The organism is Eubacterium sp. AF36-5BH, from assembly GCF_003460505.1.
In the GTDB taxonomy this organism is placed as follows: domain Bacteria; phylum Bacillota; class Clostridia; order Lachnospirales; family Lachnospiraceae; genus Eubacterium_G.
This window is the reverse complement of sequence record NZ_QTVG01000009.1, coordinates 20,231-37,631: the sequence shown is the minus strand read 5'-3', so window position 1 is coordinate 37,631 and position 17,401 is coordinate 20,231. Positions and strand designations below refer to the sequence as shown.

The 17,401-nt window shown below is 35.3% G+C and carries 17 protein-coding genes; 16 read left to right on the top strand and 1 reads right to left on the bottom strand.

Translation table 11 applies throughout. The annotated features are described in order from the left end of the window. Positions 1 to 3 precede the first annotated feature (3 nt). The 3 genes from DW006_RS10075 (at position 4) to thiI (ending at position 3,259) form a co-directional block, all read left to right on the top strand. On the top strand, positions 4 to 741 hold the full coding sequence (locus DW006_RS10075; RefSeq protein WP_118000273.1) for a 16S rRNA (uracil(1498)-N(3))-methyltransferase: 738 nt from the start codon (positions 4 to 6) through the stop codon (positions 739 to 741). Between the two features lies 1 nt (position 742). Further along, on the top strand, positions 743 to 1,897 hold the full coding sequence (locus tag DW006_RS10070) for a cysteine desulfurase family protein (protein ID WP_118000271.1): 1,155 nt from the start codon (positions 743 to 745) through the stop codon (positions 1,895 to 1,897). Positions 1,898 to 2,080: 183 nt separating this feature from the next. Then, a complete protein-coding gene (gene thiI, locus DW006_RS10065; RefSeq protein WP_118000339.1) occupies positions 2,081 to 3,259 on the top strand; it encodes a tRNA uracil 4-sulfurtransferase ThiI in 1,179 nt (392 codons plus the stop codon). A 209-nt stretch (positions 3,260 to 3,468) separates the two neighbouring features. Here the strand turns inward: thiI and DW006_RS10060 are convergent, their stop codons facing one another. Continuing rightward, positions 3,469 to 3,696 (bottom strand): HPr family phosphocarrier protein, encoded by a 228-nt coding sequence (locus tag DW006_RS10060; RefSeq protein WP_118000269.1) that lies wholly within the window; start codon positions 3,694 to 3,696, stop codon positions 3,469 to 3,471. A 127-nt stretch (positions 3,697 to 3,823) separates the two neighbouring features. On the opposite strand from DW006_RS10060, the gene mtaB reads away from it, so the two are divergent. The 13 genes from mtaB (at position 3,824) to rpsB (ending at position 17,383) form a co-directional block, all read left to right on the top strand. Further along, complete coding sequence (mtaB, locus tag DW006_RS10055; RefSeq protein ID WP_022165741.1) at positions 3,824 to 5,119, top strand: tRNA (N(6)-L-threonylcarbamoyladenosine(37)-C(2))-methylthiotransferase MtaB; 1,296 nt, start codon at positions 3,824 to 3,826, stop codon at positions 5,117 to 5,119. Positions 5,120 to 5,177: 58 nt separating this feature from the next. Next, positions 5,178 to 5,438, top strand: coding sequence for an IreB family regulatory phosphoprotein (locus tag DW006_RS10050; protein WP_022165740.1), 261 nt, complete (start codon positions 5,178 to 5,180; stop codon positions 5,436 to 5,438). Between the two features lie 238 nt (positions 5,439 to 5,676). Next, positions 5,677 to 6,090, top strand: a complete 414-nt coding sequence (gene ruvX, locus DW006_RS10045) for a Holliday junction resolvase RuvX (RefSeq protein ID WP_118000267.1) — start codon at positions 5,677 to 5,679, stop codon at positions 6,088 to 6,090. A gap of 65 nt (positions 6,091 to 6,155) precedes the next feature. Beyond that, positions 6,156 to 6,428, top strand: coding sequence for a DUF1292 domain-containing protein (locus tag DW006_RS10040; RefSeq protein ID WP_022165738.1), 273 nt, complete (start codon positions 6,156 to 6,158; stop codon positions 6,426 to 6,428). An 80-nt stretch (positions 6,429 to 6,508) separates the two neighbouring features. After that, entirely contained in the window at positions 6,509 to 8,170 is a 1,662-nt protein-coding gene (locus tag DW006_RS10035; protein WP_022165737.1) for a ribonuclease J, read from the top strand. A gap of 12 nt (positions 8,171 to 8,182) precedes the next feature. Beyond that, complete coding sequence (locus DW006_RS10030; RefSeq protein ID WP_118000265.1) at positions 8,183 to 8,602, top strand: endolytic transglycosylase MltG; 420 nt, start codon at positions 8,183 to 8,185, stop codon at positions 8,600 to 8,602. A gap of 89 nt (positions 8,603 to 8,691) precedes the next feature. Then, entirely contained in the window at positions 8,692 to 9,336 is a 645-nt protein-coding gene (locus tag DW006_RS10025) for an O-methyltransferase (protein WP_118000263.1), read from the top strand. 63 nt (positions 9,337 to 9,399) lie between these two features. After that, a complete protein-coding gene (locus DW006_RS10020; RefSeq protein ID WP_118000261.1) occupies positions 9,400 to 10,626 on the top strand; it encodes a U32 family peptidase in 1,227 nt (408 codons plus the stop codon). Positions 10,627 to 10,861: 235 nt separating this feature from the next. Further along, on the top strand, positions 10,862 to 11,497 hold the full coding sequence (sigK, locus tag DW006_RS10015) for an RNA polymerase sporulation sigma factor SigK (protein WP_118000259.1): 636 nt from the start codon (positions 10,862 to 10,864) through the stop codon (positions 11,495 to 11,497). Positions 11,498 to 11,545: 48 nt separating this feature from the next. Next, positions 11,546 to 13,051: a YifB family Mg chelatase-like AAA ATPase gene (locus tag DW006_RS10010; RefSeq protein ID WP_118000257.1), complete on the top strand. Its 1,506-nt coding sequence runs from the start codon at positions 11,546 to 11,548 to the stop codon at positions 13,049 to 13,051. Further along, positions 13,052 to 14,140, top strand: a complete 1,089-nt coding sequence (gene dprA, locus DW006_RS10005; RefSeq protein ID WP_118000255.1) for a DNA-processing protein DprA — start codon at positions 13,052 to 13,054, stop codon at positions 14,138 to 14,140. Positions 14,141 to 14,163: 23 nt separating this feature from the next. Continuing rightward, the gene (topA, locus tag DW006_RS10000) at positions 14,164 to 16,233 is read left to right on the top strand and encodes a type I DNA topoisomerase (RefSeq protein ID WP_118000253.1); all 2,070 of its coding nucleotides are present in this window, start codon (positions 14,164 to 14,166) and stop codon (positions 16,231 to 16,233) included. Between the two features lie 427 nt (positions 16,234 to 16,660). Continuing rightward, a complete protein-coding gene (gene rpsB, locus DW006_RS09995; protein WP_118000251.1) occupies positions 16,661 to 17,383 on the top strand; it encodes a 30S ribosomal protein S2 in 723 nt (240 codons plus the stop codon). The last annotated feature ends 18 nt before the right edge of the window (positions 17,384 to 17,401 follow it).

Sequence of the window (17,401 nt, the reverse complement as noted above, 5' to 3'; positions counted from 1 at the left end):
AAAATGTACAGATTTTTTGTTGAACCAAATCAAATTGGGGAAGAATCAATAGTAATAGTTGGAAAAGACGTGAATCATATAAAAAATGTTTTGCGTATGAAAATTGGCGAGACAATCTTAATAAGTGACGGAAGTGACAAGGAATACATTTGTAGTGTGGAGAAAATTGCAGATGATGAAATCACAGCAAAAATAGAAGATATTAATGGCGAAACAAGAGAGTTACCAATTAAAGTTACTTTGTTTCAGGCATTGCCTAAAGGTGACAAAATGGAAACCATTATACAGAAAATGGTGGAACTTGGTGCTTATCAGATAGTGCCAATGTCAACAAAACGTTGCGTAGTGAAATTAGATGCAAAGAAGGCAGCTAATAAAGTGAAACGCTGGAATGCCATTGCGGAAAGTGCCGCAAAACAGTCAAAGCGCGGTATTATACCGGAAGTAGCAGAGGTTCATACTTTTAAAGAGGCTGTGGAAAAAGCAAAAGAACTGGATATGATTCTCATACCTTATGAAGAAGCAAAAAATATGGTATATACAAGAGAGATTATTTCAAAAATTGAACCAGGTATGTCTGTGGGAATTTTTATTGGCTCAGAAGGTGGTTTTTCTAAAGAGGAAGTTCAAACAGCAAAAGACAATGGAGCAGAAGAAATAACTCTTGGTAAAAGAATATTGCGTACAGAAACGGCGGGTATGACAGTGATGGCTGTTTTAATGTACTTAATGGAGGAATAAAATGGAAGCATATTTTGATAATTCAGCAACAACCAAGGTATCTGAAGCTGTAAAAGATATTGTTGTAAAAGTAATGGTGGAAGACTATGGAAATCCATCGTCAATGCATATGGTTGGCGTTAATGCTGAAAAATATTTAAAAACAGCTCAGGAAAATATAGCTAAAATATTGAAGGTAGACCCAAAGGAAATTTATTTTACATCAGGTGGTACTGAGTCAAATAACTGGGCTATTAGAGGTGCAGTGGAAGCTAATAAGCGAAACGGTAATAAAATTATAACAACAATGGTTGAGCATGCTTCCGTAAAAAGTCCAATGAAGTATCTTGAAAATCAGGGATGCGAAGTAACGTATTTGCCCGTTGATGAGTATGGCGTTGTTAGCATTGATGCTTTAAAAGAAGCAATGAGCGAAGATACAATTTTAGTTTCAATAATGTATGTAAACAACGAGGTTGGAGCTATTGAACCTGTTGAAGAAATAGGTAAGTATATAAAAAGTGTAAATAAAAATGTTATTTATCACGTTGATGCAATTCAGGCTTTTGGTAAGCTGGAAATAAAACCAAGAAAAAGCAACATTGATGTATTGACGGTTAGTGGTCATAAGATTCATGGACCAAAGGGAACAGGTTTTATGTACCTAAAGAAAAATGCGAAAGTTAATCCATTTATTTTAGGTGGTGGTCAGCAGGAAGGAATGCGTTCAGGAACAGAAAATGTTCCGGGAATTGCAGGTATCGGACAGGCAGCAAAAGACTGTTATGATAATTTGCAGGAAAATGTTTCTAAAATGACAGAGTTAAAAGACTACCTAATTGACAGTTTGCAGACAATTGATGGTGTGACAATTAACAGTCGAAAAGGGGCAGAGGGTGCACCACACGTTGTAAGCGCAAGCTTTAGTGGAGTAAGAAGCGAAGTTTTATTGCACGCTCTTGAAGATAAAGGCGTTTATATTTCAGCAGGTAGTGCATGCTCTTCAAACAAGCCAGCCATTAGTGAAACTTTAAAGGCAATGGGCATTGGCAAGGATTTACTTGGTTCTACAGTTAGATTTAGTTTTTGCAAAGACAACACAAAAGAAGAAATTGATTACGCCGTAGAGCAGTTAAAACAAATGTTACCAATTTTGAGAAAATACGTGCGTAGATAGAATGGCACATAAACGTAAGCACAGAAAATTACCGAAGAATAATATAGGCATAAGAGTGCATATATCCATATAGAACCATACAAGAAGAGCACGTTTGATAATCCAAAAAACACAAATATACCAGTATTTTTATAGGAGAAATATATGAGCGTAAGTACACATTTTATAGTTGGAGGAGAAAAGATGTTTAAATCGTTTTTAATTAAGTACGCCGAAATAGGTGTAAAAGGAAAAAACAGATATATTTTTGAAGATGCTTTAGTTGACAACGCCAAAAGAGCATTAGATAAAATTGATGGAGATTTTAGTGTAACAAAAGAAAACGGAAGAATTTATGCAATAGCAAATGCTGAATATGATTTTGATGAGGCAGTAAATGCACTTCAGCATGTATTTGGTATTGTGGGAATTTGTCCTATGGTTCAGATTGAAGATAATGGATTTGAAGATTTAGCACAGCAGGTAATTAAATATATTGATGAAACATATCCTGAAAAGAATTTTACTTTTAAGGTAATGGCGAGACGTGCAAGAAAAAATTATCCAATGAACTCAATGGAACTTAACGCAGAATTAGGTGGAAAAATCTTAGATGCTTTTGAAGGCTTGAAAGTAGATGTTCATAATCCCGACATTGAAATTAATGTAGAAATCAGAAATCATATTAACATTTATTCAATGATTATTCCAGGACCAGGTGGTATGCCTGTAGGAACAGCAGGAAAGGCAATGCTTCTTTTATCAGGTGGAATTGACAGCCCTGTTGCAGGTTGGATGACTGCAAAACGTGGTGTTGTAGTTGATGCAGTATATTTCCATGCACCACCATACACATCAGAAAGAGCAAAGCAGAAGGTTGTGGATTTGGCAAAATTAGTTTCAAAATATTCAGGTCCAATGAATTTATACGTTGTTAATTTTACAGATATTCAGATGTATATTTACGATAAATGTCCCCACGATGAGCTTACTATTATTATGAGAAGATATATGATGCGAATTGCAGAATATTTCGCAAACAAAGAAAATGCTCAGGGACTTATTACAGGTGAATCAATTGGTCAGGTGGCAAGCCAGACAATGCAAAGTCTTGCTGCAACAAATGATGTTTGTACAATGCCTGTATTCAGACCGGTTATCGCTTTTGACAAGCAGGAAATTATTGATATTTCATTGAATATTGGCACATATGAAACATCAATTCTTCCATACGAAGATTGTTGTACAACTTTCGTTGCAAAACATCCTGTAACTAAACCTAACATTAACGTTATCAGAAATTCAGAAAAGAAGTTAGCTGAAGAAATCGACAGAATGTTTGAAGAAGCGGTTAATACAGCAGAATTAATTAAAATTCAGTAAGGTTAAAAGAAATCGATTTAAAATAAACAGATAAGTGACATGATAAAAGTGTTAGTTTAAAGTGGAGAAATGTTAATAAGAACAGTTTTTTCGAGAGAGGATGTTAATAGAAGTTTCTAAGAAGGTTTTTTATGTAATAGAAATTCCAGAAGAATTTCTTATTACATAAAAAATAGCCGGCTGAAAAGCCGGCCTACATAAGAAATTACTTATTTATATTTTTCTAAAACGCTTAAAATTTCATCAAGATCTGTTTCGCTATGTATATTTAAATCTATTGGTTTTGAAAGGTCTAAACTAAAGATTCCCATAATTGATTTGGCATCAATAACATAACGACCTGAAACTAAATCAAAGTCACTATCAAATTTTGTAATATCATTTACAAAAGATTTTACTTTGTCTATTGAACCTAGATTGATTGTTACTGTTTTCATTTTTCAAACACCTCACTCTCTCAATTTCTTATGCCTACATAATACCACGTATTATGTGAATGTTCAATTACAACAAATAATAAAAATTATTAAAAAAATTAGTAAATTTGCTATAAAGGAGAAATAAATGCTTAAAGTTGCACTACACAATTTAGGCTGTAAGGTTAATTCCTACGAAACAGAAGCAATGAAACAATTGCTTGAAAACAATGGATATGAAATAGTTCCGTTTACAGATAAGGCGGATGTATATATTGTAAATACATGTTCCGTAACAAACATGGCTGACAGAAAATCAAGACAAATGCTTCACAAGGCGAAAAAGAAAAATCCGGAAGGGGTTGTTGTGGCAACAGGATGTTATGTTCAAACAGCAACAGAGAAAATAAAAGAAGATTTGGCAATTGATATTGTTGTTGGAAATAACAAGAAAAAAGATATTGTAAATATTTTAAAAGAATATTTTGAAGATAAAGAAAAATCATTTGTTATTGATATAAATAATACAGATGAATACGAAGATTTTGAAGTTGCTACAGTTACAGAACATACCAGAGCACACATAAAGATTCAGGATGGATGTAACAATTTTTGCTCATATTGCATTATACCTTATGCAAGAGGCAGAATCAGAAGCCGTAAGTTGGAAAACATCAAAGAAGAAATTGTCAGATTATCTGAAAAAGGATTTCACGAGGTTGTTCTTACAGGAATCAATCTTGGCTTCTACAAAGACGAAGATAAAACATTAATTGATGTTATAGAAATGGCAGATTCAATTGAAGGAATTGAGCGAATCAGACTTGGCTCAGTTGATCCTGAAATTATAACAGAAGAATTTGTGGCAAGATTAAAACATGTTAAGAAGATGTGCCCACATTTTCATTTGTCAATGCAGAGCGGTTGCGACAACGTGCTTAAGGCAATGAATAGACATTACACAACAAAAGAGTATTTTGAGAAATGTGAGATGTTAAGAAGCATATATGAAAATCCTGCTATTACAACAGATATTATTGTTGGATTTCCGGGAGAAACTGAAGAGGATTTCGAAACAACAGTTGAATTTACTAAGAAGATTGGATTTTCACAGATACATGTTTTTAAATATTCAAAGCGTAACGGCACAAGAGCAGCAGTGATGGAAAATCAGGTTGACGAGCAGATTAAAACAAAGAGAAGTGAAGTTTTAATTAAGCAAGGTGAAGAGTTAATGAAAGCTTACAGACAGAATTATATTAATAAAAAGATTGAAGTTTTGTTTGAAGAAAGCAAAAAAATTAATGGAAAAAACTATATGTTAGGCCATACTAAAAATTATATAGAGGTAGCTGTAGAAACTAATGACGATTTTTCAGGCGAAATTTATGAAGTTATTGTGCAAGACTTCCTAAATGACGAAATAGTGCTTGCCACTAGATAGTTTTTATATTAAACTTATAAATATACTGCCAACAATGGCATAAAAAGGACGTGAGAAGATGAACAATTTAGAACACACACAGTTTTTTAAAGTAGGACAGGAACAGAAATTAGGAGTAGAGGAAATTTTCGAGCAGGTATATGAAGCACTTGCAGAAAAGGGATACAATCCTGTAAACCAGATTGTAGGATATATTATGTCTGGTGATCCAACTTACATTACAAGTCATAAGAATGCAAGAAGCCTTATTATGAAGGTTGAACGTGATGAGTTAATTGAAGAAGCTGTGAAGTATTACATTAACAACAAGTTAAAATAATTAGAATATCGGATTTGAAATGCTCTGTAGAGAAGGTGAGTGCTAGCCTTTGTTATTGGAGCGCAGAATGTCGTAGATTTTCAAAGGACATTCTTTATTCTACAGGACGTTTATGCCCTTTGGACAAAGGATTGGATAATTATGTATTTTTGCCGAAGTTGAATAATTTAATGAATAATTAAAGGACTTAAATGCAAATAGAAGTATTAATGGCAATTAGTATTGGAAAGGCAAAATAATGAGATTATTAGGTTTGGATTTTGGCTCTAAAACTGTAGGGGTAGCAGTGTCTGATGAATTAGGACTTACGGCTACAGGTTTAGAAATTGTAAGAAGAACATCCCCAAACAAATTGAGAAAAACATTAGCCAGGATAGAAAAAATAATTGAAGAATATAATATTGAGAAAATAATTTTGGGCTATCCTATAATGTTAGATGGCAGTGAAGGGGAAAGAGTTGAGAAAACAAAAGAATTTGCTTCAATGCTTGAGAGAAGAATAGGCAAGGAAATTATATTTCAGGATGAAAGATTAACTACTGTTGAAGCATACGAAATAATGGATTTAATGGGAATCAAAAAAGAAGAGAGATATGATTACGTGGATATGGTTGCCGCAAAGGTCATACTTGAGGATTATCTTAATAGATAGGACAAATAACTAAAAATAACGCACAAGTAAGAATTAGAAAAATATGTAAAGTAAGAGGTTTTTTAATGGAAGAAAAGATTATTTTTGTAGACGAAGACGGAAATGAAATTGAAATGTATGTTATTGAAGAAACAAGAATTAACAATGTTAATTACCTTCTTGTAACAGATGATGAAGGTGACAGCGAAGAAGCAGAAGCATACATTTTGAAAGATATATCTAATGACGAAGATGAAGAAGCTGTATATGAAATAGTAGATGATGAGTCAGAGGTGGACTACATTGGCAGAGTATTTTCAGAGTTACTTGAAGATATCGATATTACTACAGAAGATTAGTTGTCTGAAATTTCGGGCGTTAGTATGAAAGGTCTTTTATAGACCTTTTTATTGTGAAAAGAGGAGGATTTTGTTAAATAATGAGCGACAATTCGAAGATTAAAATAATTCCTCTAGGTGGTTTAGAGGAAATCGGAATGAACATGACAGCATTCGAATACAATGACGGCATCATTGTAGTTGATTGTGGCTTATCATTCCCATCTGATGATATGTTAGGAATTGACTGTGTAATTCCTGATATTACATTTTTAAAGGAAAACATTAAGAAGGTAAAAGGTTTTGTAATCACTCATGGTCACGAAGATCATATTGGTGCATTACCATACGTTTTAAAAGAAATAAATGTACCTGTTTACGCAACAAAGCTTACAATGGGTATTATTGAAGGAAAGCTTAAAGAGCATGAATTATTAAAGGCTGTTAAGCGTAAAGTTGTTAAGTTCGGACAGAGTATTCACTTAGGTGATTTTAGAATAGAATTTATTAGAACAAATCATAGTATTGCAGATGCAGCAGCACTTGCAATCCACACTCCTGAAGGCATTATTGTGCATACAGGAGATTTTAAGGTTGATTACACACCTGTTTTCGGTGATGCAATTAATTTGGCTAGATTTAGTGAACTTGGGAAAAAAGGTGTACTTGCTCTTATGTGCGATAGTACAAATGCGTTAAGACCGGGATTTACACCTTCTGAAAGAACAGTAGGAAAAACATTCGATCATATATTTTCTGAGCATACCGATGGTAGAATTATCATCGCAACATTTGCATCAAACGTTGACAGAGTTCAACAGATTATCAACACTGCATGTAAATATAAAAGAAAAGTTATTGTTGAAGGAAGAAGTATGGTAAACATTATTTCTGTTGCAAGAGAAATGGGTTACTTGAAAATTCCTGAAAATACATTAATCAGCATAGAAGAAATGGATAGTTATACAGACAACCAGTTAGTTCTTATTACTACAGGTAGTCAGGGTGAATCAATGGCAGCCTTGTCACGTATGGCAGCATCTCTTCATAGAAAAGTACACATTAAGCCTAGCGATACAATCGTATTTAGTTCAACACCTATACCGGGAAATGAAAAAGCGGTTACAAAGGTAATAAACGAGTTGTATCAGCAGGGGGCAGAAGTAATATTCCAGGATACTCACGTATCAGGACATGCATGTCAGGAAGAAATTAAGCTTATGTATGCTTTAGTTAAGCCAAAATATTCAATTCCAGTTCATGGTGAATATCAGCATTTAAAAGAACATGGAAGATTAGCAGAGAACATGGGCATTCCAAAAGAAAATATTTTCATTATGGAATCAGGTGACGTTCTTGCGTTAAACAAGGAATCTGCTAAGGTTGAAGGAAAAGTCCCTGCAGGTTCAGTTTTAGTAGACGGACTTGGCGTTGGTGATGTTGGAAACATTGTTTTAAGAGACAGACAGAACTTAGCTGAAAATGGAATTATTATAGTTGTATTAACTTTAGAAAAATACACAAATCAGATTTTGGCAGGACCTGACATTGTAACAAGAGGTTTTGTATATGTAAGAGAATCTGAGAATTTAATTGAAAATGCCAAAGAAGTAGTTACAGAAGCTTTACTTGACTGTTTGGAAAGCAAAAATGTTGATTGGGGCAAAATCAAAATGGTGGTAAAAGATAGTCTTGGCGAATATTTATGGAAGACTATGAAGAGAAGTCCAATGATTTTACCAATAATTATGGAAGTGGAATAGTTAGGAGTTTGTATGAGTAATAGTAAAACATCAAAAGGATTTGCTAATGTTTCAATAAAAGTGTGCAAGTATATAATAATGGCTGTTATTATCATTGTTTGTGCAACAGCAGCTTACAATTTTGGAACAAAAATATTTTACTCAGCAGGAGTTGAAGCAAAGCCGGGAACAGACATGACTGTTACTATCAAAAAAGGAACAACCATAAAAGAGTTGGCGAATACTCTTGAAGAGTACGGTATAATAAGTGACACTACGGTTTTCAGAGTGCAGGCGTATGTATATAATACTAAAAGCATAAAAGCCGGTCAGTATACATTTAACACATCTCAGAATGCAGAGGAAGTTTTTAACAAGATTAAAGAAGGACCGGAGAAAACAAAGAGTACAAAGTCAACAAAGACTAAGGCAAAATCTAAATCATCTAAATAAAGTTGGTAGATTTTTATAGGATATTTAAGTGTATTAGAAAACGATTTAAATGGTTTAAATTGTAATTGAGTCTAAAAAAGGAAAATAATATGATAGTAGAAGAAAGAATCGTATCGTATATTAACTCTTTAGAAAAAGAAAATTCTCCTGTTTTAGAGGAAATAGAAAAAGAGGCAAGGAAGGATGGCGTGCCGATTATTAGAAAGGAAATGGAAAGTTTTCTTAGGGTTATGCTGTCAATAAAGAAGCCGATGAGAATATTAGAGCTGGGTACTGCAGTAGGGTACTCAGCCATTTTAATGAGTGAATATATTGATGAAAAGGGACAAATTATAACAATTGAGAATTACGATAAGAGAATTCCAATTGCAAAAGAAAATATAAAAAAAGCCGGCAGGGAAAATGTGATAAAGTTACTTGAAGGCGATGCGATGGAAATAATGCCAACTCTTGAAAGCAACCGGTTTGACTTTGTTTTTATGGATGCGGCAAAGGCACAATATATTCATTTCCTTCCGGAAGTTTTGCGTTTAATGAAAAAAGATGGAGTTTTAATTACGGATAATGTTTTACAGGAAGGAGACCTGATTCAGTCAAAGTACGTTGTAAGAAGACGTGACAGAACCATTCATAAACGAATGAGAGAATATTTGGAAGTGGTGAAAAATCATCCACAGCTTGAAACATCAATTGTGCCGATTGGTGATGGAATCACAATGTCAGTAAAAAAATAGAAAGGAAGGCTTGCACGATTTGGTGCTAAAATGTGCCAAAAAGTAGTTGCCAGGTAAAATAAAATGAGAAAACCTGAATTATTAGTTCCAGCAAGTAGTTTGGAAGTTTTAAAAACAGCAGTAAGATATGGTGCAGATGCTGTGTATATTGGTGGTGAAGTTTTTGGACTAAGAGCCAAAGCAAAGAATTTCACATTAGAAGAAATGGCAGAAGGTGTGAATTTCGCTCACAAACATGGAGTGAAAGTGTACGTTACAGCTAATATTTTAGCCCATAATGCAGATTTAGAACCTGTTAAGGCATATTTCAATGACTTAAAGAAAGTAAATCCCGATGCACTAATTATTGCTGATCCTGCAATTTTTACAATTGCAAAAGAAATATTGCCTGAAATGGAACTTCATATTAGTACACAGGCAAACAATACTAATTACGGTACTTACAATTTCTGGTGGAACCTTGGCGCAAAAAGAGTTGTGTCAGCCAGAGAACTTTCGATTAAAGAAATAAAAGAAATCAGGGAACATATACCTGATGACATGGAGATAGAAACTTTTGTTCATGGAGCAATGTGTATTTCATATTCAGGAAGATGTCTTCTTAGCAGTTTTATGGCAGGACGAGATGCCAACAAAGGTGCCTGTACTCACCCATGCCGTTGGAAATATGCGGTAATGGAAGAGAACCGCCCGGGACAGTATATGCCAATTGAAGAAAATGAAAGAGGAACTTATATTTTCAATTCAAAAGACTTGTGCATGATAGAACATATACCTGAATTAATTGATGCAGGAATTGACAGTTTTAAAATCGAAGGCAGAATGAAAACAGCCTTGTACGTTGCCACAGTTGCAAGAACATACAGAATGGCAATTGACGATTATTTAGAAGATCCTAAAAAGTACGAAATGAATTTGCCAAAGTATAGAACATTTATTTCACAGTGCACATACAGACAGTACACAACAGGATTTTTCTTTGGAAAACCTGATGAAACTACACAGATATACGATTGCAATGTATACGAAAGAGATTACGTGTACTTAGGAATTGTAGGCGACCAAGTTGGCAAAATGGAATACAGCCTTGAGCAGAAAAACAAATTCTATCAGGGACAGAAAATTGAAGTAATGAAAGCTGACGGAAACGATATAGAAGTGGAAGTTGTTTCAATTAAGGACGAAGAAGGCAACGAAATGGAAAGCTGTCCACATCCAAAACAGAAACTTAAGATTAACCTTGGAATCGAATTAAGTAAGGGAGATATCTTGAGAGTTAAAGAACAGTAGAAAGAATAGCAAGGGCAACCAAATGGCATTTTTATATGTTGTTTGGATGCCCTTTTTGTGTGTTAGAGGAAAGTTGTATGAAGTCAAAACAAGAAAGGGCATCCAAAAGCAAGCGGCAAGAGTTAAAAGGATGCCCTAGCGATGACATTGAAAAAATAACTAAACATTTCTAGACATGCACGAGAAACTGTAGCCTATCATAAAATATAATTAAGTATGTCGCGAGGTGAAATGTGTGAAGACTTTTTTAGAGCCTTTGACACCTGCGGAAGAGAGAGTGTGGATAGAAAAACTTGAAAAGGGAGATAAAGAAGCTAAAGACATACTAATTGAACGGAACCTAAGGCTGGTTGCTCATATTGCCAAAAAATATAGTAGTGAAAATAGAGATAATGACGACTTAATTTCCATTGGCATAATCGGGTTGATAAAGGCGGTTAATACTTTTAATGCAGGAAAAGGAAGCCGTCTTGCAACCTATGCTGCAAAATGCATTGAAAACGAACTTTTAATGATGCTTCGTGGAGAGAAAAAGAAAAGCAGGGAAGTTTCCTTAAATGAGCCAATAGGAATGGATAAAGAGGGCAATACCATTAATTTGCTGGATGTGGTTGAAATGGATGAACCAGGGGCGTTAGACGCAATAGAAAAAGCCGAGGATATAGTACGGGTTAGACAGTATGTGGAGAAAAATTTAAATCAAAGGGAGAGAGAAATAATTAATAAAAGATACGGCTTAAATGGAGAAGCACCTGTAACCCAGAGAAAAGTAGGAGAAGAAATGGGGATATCCAGAAGCTATGTAAGTAGAATTGAGAAAAAAGCTTTAGAAAAATTAAAAAAAGCCTTTGACAATACAAATACTATGTGATAATATCATAAAAACAAAATGTTGCGTTAAAACAACAAGGAGGGACTTATGGTATGCAGAATTAATTGTGCCACAATAACAGGGGTAGACGTACTGCCGGTTATTGTGGAGACTGATATATGTAATGGCCTACCATCATTTGATATGGTAGGTCTTTTATCATCAGATATTAAAGAATCAAGAGAAAGAGTTAGAACCGCCATTAAGAATTCAGGTTTTATGATACTGCCGAAAAGAATAACAATAAATTTTTCACCGGGAAATATTCGAAAAACAGGAACTTATTTTGACCTGCCAATAGCAGTTTCTATATTGAAGGCTTTGGAGATTTTACAATGTGACGTGGAGGGTAAAATGTTTGTTGGGGAACTAAGCTTGGATGGTAGAGTTGTTTCTGTAAACGGAATTTTACCAATTGTGTTGCATGGGCTTGAAAACGGAATCAAAGAGTGTTTTGTGCCGAAAGCAAACGTAAATGAATGTAGTTTTGTAGAAGGGATAAAAGTAATCGGAGTGGAGAATCTTAACGAGCTTGTAATGATGCTGACTACAGGGAAATACGAACCAATTCATAAAGTAAAAATAAACAGCCAAAGCGAGTATGCAGGCAAAGATTTTAAATACATAAAAGGTCAGGTGCAGGGCAGAAAAGGCGCTGAGATTGCAGCAGCAGGAATGCATAATCTTTTACTGGTGGGACCACCTGGAACAGGAAAAACAGCCATCGCAAAAGCGCTGCCTACAATCCTGTCCAGAATGTCGAAAGAGGAAATAATTGAAATATCAAAAATACAAAGTATTGCAGGTATTTTAGAAGAGGGACTTGTTACCAAAAGACCCTTTAGAAGTCCACATCACACAACAACAGTTACGGCACTTACAGGTGGTGGCATTAATCCAAAACCCGGTGAAATGACATTGGCACATGGCGGTGTTTTGTACATGGACGAGTTCCCTGAATTTTCAAGAGCGGTAATGGAGACTTTAAGACAGCCGCTAGAGGATAGAAAAATAGTAGTTTCAAGGGCAAACGGCACTTACAGTTTCCCGGCGGATTTTGTTTTGATGGCGTCAATGAATCCTTGCAGGTGTGGCTACTATCCTGATAGAAACAAATGTAACTGTACTGAAAATGACGTGAAAAAATATTTAGAAAAAGTCAGTGGGCCAATACTGGACCGAATGGATTTGTGCGTACACATGAACCCGGTTTCTTTTATGGAAATAAAAAGTGACAAAGAGCAGGAATCTTCAGAAGAAATCAGAAAACGTGTGGATTTGGCGGCGGCTATTCAAAGGGAAAGGTATAAATACGAAAACTTTAATTATAATAGTCAATTACAAGGGGAGTTTATAGAGAAATACTGTGCCTTGGACAGGAAAGAAGAGAAACTCATAAAAGACGTTTATGAGAAAATGAATTTAAGCGTGAGAGCTTACGAAAAAATATTAAAAGTAGCAAGAACAATTGCGGATTTAAAAGGAAAAAATAAAATATCAACAGAAGATTTGGCAGAGGCCATTAGTTTTAAGACAATAGAAAGTGTGGGGTAAATGGAAAAGAGAGATTATTGGGCGTGGCTTGCATCAAACGAATACTTTTATTTTGATAAAATACAGAAGATTTTAAAAGTGTATGGCACAGCGGAAAATTTATATAATATTAGCGAAAAGAAGTTAATGTCAGATGATAGAATGTCACCGGAAGATATAAGAAATATTGTTGAATCAAGGGATAAATTTAATAAGGAAGATTTTTATGAAAAGCTAAAGCAAAAAGACATAAAATTTGTGACCGTTGAAGATGAAGATTATCCGGAAAATTTGAAACCTTACGACCACAGACCATATTATTTATTTTATAAGGGAAGGTTGCCTGACTGTAACAAACCAATTGTGGCAATGGTAGGGGCGAGAGCCTGTTCAGGTTACGGCAGAAACATGGCAAAAAAGCTTGCAGAAGATTTGTCAAAAGCAGGTGTGCAGATAATTAGTGGTATGGCTAGGGGAATTGATACATATAGTCAATTAGGAGCCATTGTGGGAGAAACGGGAACTTTTTCGGTAGTTGGAACAGGTGTGGACGTGTGCTACCCAACAGAAAACATAGAATTGTATAATGACATATTGAAAAAAGGTGGAATTATATCTGAGTATCCGCCGGGTAGTAAAGCCTTAGCGTGGCATTTTCCACAAAGAAATCGAATAATAAGCGGTTTGTCCCACAAGGTTGTTGTAGTTGAAGCAAAAGAAAAAAGTGGTTCCCTTATAACTGTTGAATGGGCGTTGGAGCAGGGAAGGGATGTTATGGCAGTTCCCGGTAGAGTTGGGGACAGATTAAGTGGTGGCACGAACAGGTTAATTAAGAATGGTGCAGGTATTGTAACATCGGCAAATGATATAATATCTGAGCTTAAATACTTCGTATTTAATAAGGCTGATGAGAAAAATACCGAAGAAAAAATACTTGAAAAAGAATTTTTGATGTTGTATAGTGAGTTAGGTTTACAGCCGAAAAATATATATGAATTAATGGAAAACACAGGATTAAAGTATGAAAAGCTAGTTGAGATGTTGTTACAATTACAATTGAAAGGGCTAGTGGAACAACCATCATACAATTATTATTCAAGGCTGAGTTGATATTTTTTCAAAAAGGAGTATTTATGGCAAAGTATCTTGTGATCGTGGAATCACCAGCAAAAGTTAAAACAATTAAAAAATTCTTAGGTTCAAATTATGAAGTTGTAGCTTCAAACGGACATGTAAGGGATATGCCAAAAAGCACAATGGGAATTGACTTTGAAAATGATTATGAACCAAAATATATTACAATCAGAGGAAAGGGTGAGAAGTTAGCAGAACTTCGTCGCTGTGTAAAAAAAGCGGACAAAGTATATTTGGCAACTGACCCGGACCGCGAGGGAGAAGCAATTTCATGGCATTTATCAAAGGCTTTGAAATTAGAAAACAAAAAAAGTGCAAGAATAACATTTAACGAAATTACAAAACCGGCAGTTAAGGAGTCACTAAAACATCCAAGAGAAATTAATATGAATCTTGTAGACGCACAGCAGGCAAGACGTGTAATGGACAGAATGGTTGGTTACAGCATCAGCCCACTTTTATGGATGAAAATTAAAAGAGGACTTAGTGCAGGTCGTGTTCAGTCAGTAGCACTTAGAATGTTATGTGACAGAGAAGAAGAAATAAACGCATTTATACCAAAAGAATATTGGGACATGGATGCCGTTTTAAAATACAAAAACAAAGAATTCACTGTAAGTTTTTACGGTGATAAAAAAGGAAAAGTAGAAATTACAGGAAAAGAGCAGCTTGATAAAATTATCGAACAGATAAAAGACAGCAAGTTCTCTGTAAATGACATAAAAAAAGGAAACCGTACAAGAAAAGCACCTATTCCATTTACAACAAGTACAATGCAGCAGGAAGCTTCAAAAGCACTTAATTTTTCAACACAGAAAACAATGCGTATAGCACAGCAGTTATATGAAGGTGTGGAGATAAAAGGGCGTGGAAGCATAGGTCTTATTACTTACCTTCGTACAGATTCCACAAGAGTATCTGAAACAGCAGAAGCACAGGTAAAGGAATTTATTGAAGGCAACTACGGTGATGATTATATGGCAACAGAAATTGTTTCTAAGAAGTCATCTAAAAAAATTCAGGACGCTCACGAAGCCATCAGACCTACAGACGTATCACTTACACCTGACATGGTAAAAGCACAGCTTCCAAGAGACCAGTTCAGACTTTATCAGTTGATTTGGAAAAGATTTGTTGCAAGCAGAATGAAAAATGCAGTCTATGATACATTTAATGTGAAAATCGGTGCAGGAGAATATGTATTTAATGCATCAACTTCAAAAATCGGTTTTGACGGTTTTATGAAAATATACACAGACAGCGACAACGAAAAAGTTGTAACAAACAATACAATTGCAAAACTTGACAAAGACTCAGAGTTAGAATTTGTTAAGTTTGAAGAAAATCAGCATTTTACACAGCCACCTGCTCATTTTACAGAAGCGGCTTTAGTAAAGGCAATGGAAGAACAGGGCATTGGTCGTCCAAGTACCTATGCACCAACAATCGGAACTATTGTTGGCAGAAGATATGTAACAAAGGAAAAGAAGAATCTTTATGTTACAGAATTAGGGGAAGCAGTAAACAATGTAATGAAAACAGCATTTAGCGTTATCGTAGATACAGAATTTACAGCGAACATGGAATCACTTTTGGACTCTGTTGAAGAAGGCAAGATTGAGTGGAAGACAATTATCAGAAACTTTTACCCTGATTTGGAATTAATGGTAAAGAACGCTGAACAGAAACTTGAAAAGATTCAGATAGCAGATGAAGAATCAGATGAAATTTGTGAGGAATGTGGCAGAAGAATGGTTATTAAATACGGACCACATGGAAAATTCCTTGCATGTCCGGGATTCCCTGAATGTAGAAATACAAAACCTTATCTTGAAAAGGTTGGTGTTCCTTGTCCAAAATGTGGCAAAGACGTGGTATACCGCATGACAAAAAAAGGCAGACGTTACTACGGATGTATTGACGGCCCTGAATGTGATTTTATGTCATGGCAGAAACCATCAACTAAGAAGTGTCCACAGTGCGGTGGCTACATGGTAGAAAAAGGAAATAAGTTGGCATGTGCTGATGCCCAGTGTGGATATGTAGAGCCAAAGAAGGAGACAAATTAGTAGATTCAATGCTCGGTGTTGGATATGGAGGGTCATGGAGCCAAACTGGCAGGTTTCGGTATCTGGTATAGGATATGCGGAGTTGAGTAAGATAAAGTTACATGTTTGATGTGAATAGCAAAAAAATGAAATTGAAGTATTAATGCGAGCAGCATTAAATAAGATTGTAGGATTAATGTAAGCAGCATTAAATAAAATTAAAATATGGGACTGGTAAAAACAACTAATACATAACGTAAAAAGTTGTTGCACCGGTCCTGTTTTTGTGTTATGATACTTGAGTTGCATTAAGCACATCTGTGGAGATACAGGCGGGTGCCCTTGCTCGGGGTTGTCTGATTCGGGGAAGCAGATGGAAGGTATGGTATTTGCCGTAGGTTTACGGAACGATACCAAAAATAATTATTAAAAACCAGGAGGTATTAAAATGAGCGTTATTTCAATGAAACAGTTATTAGAAGCAGGTGTTCATTTTGGACATCAGACAAGAAGATGGAACCCTAAGATGGCTCCATACATCTACACAGAAAGAAATGGTATCTACATCATCGACTTACAGAAGTCAGTAGGTAAAGTAGATGAAGCTTACAAAGCAGTATCAGACATCGCAGCTGATGGTGGTTCAATCCTTTTCGTAGGAACAAAGAAGCAGGCACAGGAAGCTGTTAAGGAAGAAGCACAGAGATGTGGTATGTACTACGTTAACGAAAGATGGTTAGGTGGTATGCTTACAAACTTCAAGACTATCCAGTCAAGAATTAAGAGATTAAAAGATATCGAAAGAATGTCAGAAGATGGTACATTTGATGTTCTTCCTAAGAAGGAAGTTGTAAACATCAAGAAGGAATGGGACAAGCTTGAAAAGAACCTTGGTGGTATCAAGGAAATGAAGAGAATCCCAGATGCAATCTTCGTTGTAGATCCTAAGAAGGAAAAGATTTGTGTTCAGGAAGCACATGCACTTGGAATTAAGTTAATCGGTATTGCAGATACAAACTGTGATCCAGAAGAATTAGATTACGTTATCCCAGGTAACGATGATGCTATCAGAGCAGTAAAACTTATTGTTTCTAAGATGGCTGACGCAGTTATCGAAGCTAACCAGGGTGAAGAAATGGTTGCTGAAGAAGCTGCAGCAGATGCTGAATAATTAACAGATTTTTGATTT

Bases quoted from the DNA above. Each gene is read 5' to 3' on its own strand.
- DW006_RS10050 (WP_022165740.1), top strand. From the start codon at position 5,178: ATGAACAATTTAGAACACACACAGTTTTTTAAAGTAGGACAGGAACAG.
- DW006_RS10060 (WP_118000269.1), bottom strand. From the start codon at position 3,696: ATGAAAACAGTAACAATCAATCTAGGTTCAATAGACAAAGTAAAATCT.
- DW006_RS10020 (WP_118000261.1), top strand. From the start codon at position 9,400: ATGAGAAAACCTGAATTATTAGTTCCAGCAAGTAGTTTGGAAGTTTTA.
- dprA (WP_118000255.1), top strand. From the start codon at position 13,052: ATGGAAAAGAGAGATTATTGGGCGTGGCTTGCATCAAACGAATACTTT.
- DW006_RS10070 (WP_118000271.1), top strand. From the start codon at position 743: ATGGAAGCATATTTTGATAATTCAGCAACAACCAAGGTATCTGAAGCT.
- rpsB (WP_118000251.1), top strand. From the start codon at position 16,661: ATGAGCGTTATTTCAATGAAACAGTTATTAGAAGCAGGTGTTCATTTT.
- DW006_RS10075 (WP_118000273.1), top strand. From the start codon at position 4: ATGTACAGATTTTTTGTTGAACCAAATCAAATTGGGGAAGAATCAATA.
- thiI (WP_118000339.1), top strand. From the start codon at position 2,081: ATGTTTAAATCGTTTTTAATTAAGTACGCCGAAATAGGTGTAAAAGGA.
- topA (WP_118000253.1), top strand. From the start codon at position 14,164: ATGGCAAAGTATCTTGTGATCGTGGAATCACCAGCAAAAGTTAAAACA.
- DW006_RS10040 (WP_022165738.1), top strand. From the start codon at position 6,156: ATGGAAGAAAAGATTATTTTTGTAGACGAAGACGGAAATGAAATTGAA.
- mtaB (WP_022165741.1), top strand. From the start codon at position 3,824: ATGCTTAAAGTTGCACTACACAATTTAGGCTGTAAGGTTAATTCCTAC.
- DW006_RS10030 (WP_118000265.1), top strand. From the start codon at position 8,183: ATGAGTAATAGTAAAACATCAAAAGGATTTGCTAATGTTTCAATAAAA.
- DW006_RS10010 (WP_118000257.1), top strand. From the start codon at position 11,546: ATGGTATGCAGAATTAATTGTGCCACAATAACAGGGGTAGACGTACTG.
- DW006_RS10035 (WP_022165737.1), top strand. From the start codon at position 6,509: ATGAGCGACAATTCGAAGATTAAAATAATTCCTCTAGGTGGTTTAGAG.
- ruvX (WP_118000267.1), top strand. From the start codon at position 5,677: ATGAGATTATTAGGTTTGGATTTTGGCTCTAAAACTGTAGGGGTAGCA.
- DW006_RS10025 (WP_118000263.1), top strand. From the start codon at position 8,692: ATGATAGTAGAAGAAAGAATCGTATCGTATATTAACTCTTTAGAAAAA.